General features: G+C 53.9%; 2 protein-coding genes and 1 pseudogene. All 3 read right to left on the reverse strand.

Going from position 1 to position 2,612, the window contains the following annotated elements; translation table 11 throughout:
* On the reverse strand, positions 1 to 1,067 hold a 1,067-nt coding region (locus MVD07_RS03575; protein ID WP_297498757.1), incomplete at its 3' end, for an acyl-CoA carboxylase subunit beta.
* A gap of 98 nt (positions 1,068 to 1,165) precedes the next feature.
* Positions 1,166 to 1,591, reverse strand: a complete 426-nt coding sequence (locus tag MVD07_RS03580) for a translation initiation factor IF-2 subunit beta (protein ID WP_297498759.1) — start codon at positions 1,589 to 1,591, stop codon at positions 1,166 to 1,168.
* 45 nt (positions 1,592 to 1,636) lie between these two features.
* Positions 1,637 to 2,612 (reverse strand): annotated as a pseudogene (locus MVD07_RS03585) (MCM2/3/5 family DNA replication licensing factor); the annotation flags it as partial.

The raw sequence follows: 2,612 nt of genomic DNA on the forward strand, positions 1-2,612 counted from the left end.
CAAGTTCTCACGAAGCGCGCTATCTTGTCGCTTGAGTCTATGTCGAGGACTCCGGCGAAGTACTTGGGGTTGTTTGCAACTATTCCTACTGTCTGGCCGTTCATCCTGGCGAAGCCGACAACCGCGCTGGGTGCGAAGTATGGGAGCACCTCAAGGAAGTCAGGGTTACCTTTCTCATCGCGGTCAACTATCTCGTAGATGACTTCCCTGACATCGTAGGGCTTGTTCGGATCGTCCGGGACGATGCTGTAGAGGTTCTCGGTCTTCCTGAAGGGCGGGTCGCTGGTCTTGACCCTCGGTGGCCTCTCCATGTTGTTGGGGGGGAGGTAGCTCAGGAGCTTCCTTATGAGGGCGAGGACTTCCTCGTCGCTCTTTCCAATGAGGTGGGCCTGCCCGCTCTTCTGGGCGTGAACCATTGCTCCCCCGAGCTGAACCGGCGTTACATCAACTCCGGTAACGGCCTTGACAACCTGGGGACCGGTTATGAACATGAAGCTTGACTGACTGTCCACCATGAGGATGAAGTCTCCGATGGCAGGGCTGTAGACGGCTCCTCCAGCGCAGGGCCCCATGATAGCTGTTATCTGAGGTACAACACCGCTCAAAATGGTGTTCATCTTGAATATCTCGCCGTAGCCCTTGAGGGAATCAACCCCCTCCTGGATTCTTGCCCCGCCGGAGTCGTTGAGGCCTATAAGGGGTGCTCCTGCCTCAAGAGCCAGCTCCATTATTCTCTTTATCTTCGCAGCGTGCATCTCGCCTAGGGAACCACCCATCACCGTGAAATCCTGGGCATAGACGAAAACCAGGCGACCGTCAATCGTTCCATAGCCAGTTATTACCCCATCAGCTGGCAGTTCCTTTTTGTCCAGACCGAAATCCGTGTTCCTGTGCTTGACGAACATCCCGATTTCCACGAAGCTCCCCGGGTCGAGGAGCTTTTCAATCCTCTCACGGGCGGTCAGTTTTCCCCTGGCATGCTGTTTTTCAACTGCCTTCTCGCCACCCATCCCCAGAATCTTCTCCCTCTTTTCGTAAAGCTCCCTAAGTTTTTCCTCCATGCTCATGAGAACGCCCCCATTTGGTTGCTGGGTCTTGTAGTTTGTAAAGTTTAAAAGGGTTTTCCGGGGTTAGACTGCCCTAAAACTTGAAAATGAAGAAAAGTTCAGAGGTGTGTGACGGGCGTTTCAGCACCGCAGGCCTCGCACTTGAGGAAGTGGAAGCGGCCCTTCTTGATGATCTTAGTGTCGGGACTTCCGCAGACGGGGCAGATTACGAACTCCTTGAGATACTTCTTGAGCTTGTTGGCTATAAGGTAGGGTGTAAAGCGTCCTTGGAGGATTGCCCTCCTGCCCTCAAGGGTTCCGGCTGTGGCCACTTCCCTGAGCAGGAACTTGAGGAGGTGATTTGGATCGCGGTTCATGGCCTCGGCTATGTCCACGAAGTTCTCTATTATCGTCCTGTTGCCCGCTATGGTAACCTGCGCCGCTGGAACCTCAAAACGCGACCTGTAGGATTTCACGTTCTCGGGGAGTTCCCCGTAAGCCTTATCGAGGAGCTTTTCGAAGTCGTAAAAGTCTATCTCGCTCATTTCCTCTCACCCCTCCCTACTCTTCGCGACGCTTTATAACCTTTGTTAAAGCACCTTGTAAAAGCCGGCCCTCGGCTCGTATATCCTTGCATCCCTCTTGAGGTCTTCTATGAGCTTCTTAACGTCCTTCTCGGTTCCGAGGCCCGCCTGCTTTGCAGCTTCAAGAACCCTGTCCTCCGGTGCGCCGTGCTCACCCTCACTTTCGAGGTTCTTTATGATGTCGATGAGCTTCTCTATCTTGCTGAGCTTCTTCGTGCTCTTGCCCACCTCGAGTATCGCCGCGTCTATTGCTCCCTCCTCATCAACCGCTATCGTCCTCAGCATCTCCTCCATGATGGCTATTGCAGCCCTCGCATCTTCCCTTGTTACGGTCTCGCTCAGTCTCATCCTCGCATGTGCCTCGCTGAGCCTTACTAAAGCTTCAAGCTGCCTCGCGGTTATGGGAATCGGCTGGAGTTCGTCTTCATCAACTCCCTTCGCACCGCGCCTCATCCTGACGTAATAGCGCTTTATCTCGTCCATGGCTTCCCTGCCCAAAACAGGGTGGATGTTCTTCCTCGCGTAGGCTATGTACTTCTTAAGGAGGTCGTAGGGTATCTTGGGCGTTACGGCCTCTGCCTCACCGCGCCTGACTTTAAGGATGTGCTCCGCTATCTGGGAGTCGACCTTTTCATCGGGCTCGTCGAGGAGGAGGAATATTAAATCAAATCTGCTCAGCAGCGTTGGCGGAAGATCGAGCTGTTCAGGGAGGCTCTTGTGCCTGTTGAAGCGGCCGAACTTTGGATTGGCAGCGGCTATAACAGTCGTCCTCGCGTTCAAAGTTGCCGTTATGCCCGCCTTGGAGATGCTTATCGTGTTGTGGAGAACCAATCCGTGGGAGACGAAGAGGTGGTAAGGCTCAACGGTAACGTCGTAGACCCACTCCCAGCGGTCGTTTGGAATTATCTCGACCTTCTTCACCCTCAGGAAGTTTACGTTAGCGTTCCACCAGGAGTAGAACTCTTCAAGGTGTTTTCTGGCG

Source organism: Thermococcus sp. (genome assembly GCF_027008145.1).
GTDB lineage: Archaea > Methanobacteriota_B > Thermococci > Thermococcales > Thermococcaceae > Thermococcus.

Coding starts and splice junctions, on each gene's coding strand:
- MVD07_RS03580 (WP_297498759.1), bottom strand. CDS start 1,591: ATGAGCGAGATAGACTTTTACGACTTCGAAAAGCTCCTCGATAAGGCT.